Below are 2,521 nucleotides of genomic sequence, written 5' to 3'. Positions count from 1 at the left end.
CCAAGCCAACTACGCCACCGCCAACACCTTCCTCGACACCCTCGCCCACCACCGCCACACCCACAACCTCCCCGCCACCAGCCTCGCCTGGGGCTACTGGCAACAAACCAGCACCATGACCGAACAGCTCAACCAGGGCGACGTGGCAAGAATGCAGCGGCAGGGCATCGTGCCGATGTCAGACGAACACGGCCTCGCTCTGTTCGACAGCGTTCTGGCCGCCGGTCGGAATCGGAAAGCGCAGCGCGCGACCTGGGTGACGGCGCAGCTCGACCTGGCCGCGCTACGGGCCCAGGCGACGCGGTCACCGGTGCCCACCGTGCTGCGGGGTCTCGTGCCACCGCCGCCGCGACGCGCCGCGGCGGCCAGGGACGACGCGCACCAGGACTCCCTCGCCCGCCAGCTTGCCCCGCTGACCCCCGCCGAGCGGGAGGCCTCCCTGCTGGAGCTGGTGCGCGGCCAGGTGGCCGACGTGCTCGGACACGCCAGCCCGCTCGCCGTGGAGCCCGACCGGTCGTTCCGGGAGGTCGGATTCGACTCGCTGACCGCGGTCGACCTGCGCAACCGGCTGAACGCCGCGACCGGTCTACGGCTGACGGCCACCCTGGCCTTCGACTACCCGACGCCGGCCGTGCTCGCCCGGCACCTCGGCCAGGAGCTCGGTGGGGCACCGGCGGCGACCGTGACGACCCCGCAGGCCGCCGCCTTCGACAACGAGCCGATCGCGGTGGTGGGGATCGCGTGCCGTTTCCCGGGGGGTATCGCCTCGCCGGAGGATCTGTGGCGGCTGGTCGAGGCCGGCAAGGAAGCCATCGGCGCTTTCCCCACCGACCGGGGCTGGGATCTGGACTCCCTGTTCCATCCCGACCCTGACCATTTCGGCACCTCCTATGCCCGGGCGGGAGGGTTCCTGACCGACGTGGGTGGTTTCGACGCCGAGTTCTTCGGGATCAGCCCGCGCGAGGCGCTCGCGATGGACCCGCAGCAGCGGCTTCTGCTCGAAACCAGCTGGGAGGCCATCGAGCACGCCGGCATCAACCCCGACACGCTCCGCGGAACCCCGACCGGTGTCTTCAGCGGAATGATGTACCACGACTACGCCGCCCGGCTGAACACCACGCCCACGGATCTCGAGGGCTATATCGGCACGGGCAACAGCGGAAGCGTCACCTCCGGTCGGGTGTCGTATGTGTTCGGGTTCGAGGGGCCCGCGGTCACCATCGACACCGCCTGCTCCTCCTCCCTCGTGGCCATCCACCTCGCCGTCCAGTCCCTGCGCTCCGGCGAGAGTTCTCTCGCCCTCGCCAGCGGCGTCACCACCATGGCCAGCCCGGACATGTTCGTCGAGTTCAGCCGCCAGCGCGCCCTGTCGCCCGACGGCCGCTGCCGTTCGTTCTCCGCCGACGCCAACGGCACCGGCTGGTCCGAAGGCGTCGGCGTCCTCCTCCTCGAACGCCTCACCGACGCGGTCGCCAACAACCATCCGATCCACGCCGTCATCCGCGGCACCGCCATCAACCAGGACGGCACGTCCAACGGCCTCACCGCCCCCAACGGCCCCGCCCAACAACGTGTCATCCACGCCGCGCTCACCAACGCCGGCCTCGCCCCGACCGACATCGACGTCATCGAGGCCCACGGCACCGGCACCACCCTCGGCGACCCCATCGAAGCCCACGCCCTGCTCGCCACGTACGGCCAGAACCGCCCCACCGACCAGCCCCTCTGGCTCGGCAGTCTCAAATCCAACATCGGCCACACCCAGGCCGCCGCCGGCATCGCCGGCGCCATCAAAATCATCGAAGCTCTTCGCCACAGCACCCTCCCCGCCACCCTGCACGCCGAGCACCCCACCCCCCACATCGACTGGGACAACGAAAACCTGCACCTCCTCACCACGCCCCAACCCTGGGCACCCCGCGACACCCCCCGCCGCGCCGGCATCTCCTCCTTCGGCATCAGCGGCACCAACGCCCACATCATCCTCGAAGAACCCCCCACCACAACGCCTGCTACCAGAAAGAGGAACGGTCTGGAATCCGGAGAGTCGGAGACCTCGGGAGACCCGGCTCTCGCTGGGGGCGCGGACGCGGATGAAACGGCGGAAGCCGCCGACACACCCTTGTTCTTTCCGTTGTCCGCCCGCACGCCTGATGCCCTACGCGAGCACGCACGGCGTGTTCACCGGCATCTCACCGACAATCCCGATCTGCCGTTGACCGGGGTCAGTAGCACCCTGCGGCAGCGGCACACGTTCGATCACCGAGCGGTCGTTCTCGCCGGCACCCGCACGGGCCTGCTCGAAGGCCTCTCCGCCCTCAGCACACCCAGCGCACCAGGAAGCGCTGGAACTGCTGGAACTGCTGGAACTGCTGGCGTTCTCCACCTCGCCCGCAGCGTCCTGACCACCGGTCATGTTCACCCCGGCAGCGAACAACCCGTGTTCATCTTCCCCGGCCAAGGCTCCCAATGGGCAGGCATGGCCACCCACCTCCTCGCCACCAGCCCCACCTTCACCGAA

At 69.6% G+C, this 2,521-nt stretch carries 1 protein-coding gene; it reads left to right on the top strand.

The annotated features are described in order from the left end of the window. Positions 1-2,521, top strand: a 2,521-nt coding sequence (locus tag AC6EXY_RS33135; RefSeq protein WP_499819010.1) for a type I polyketide synthase, incomplete at both ends; no start/stop codon positions are given.

This window comes from Frankia sp. RB5 (assembly GCF_059816245.1).
This window is presented reverse-complemented; position numbering and strand designations above follow the sequence as displayed.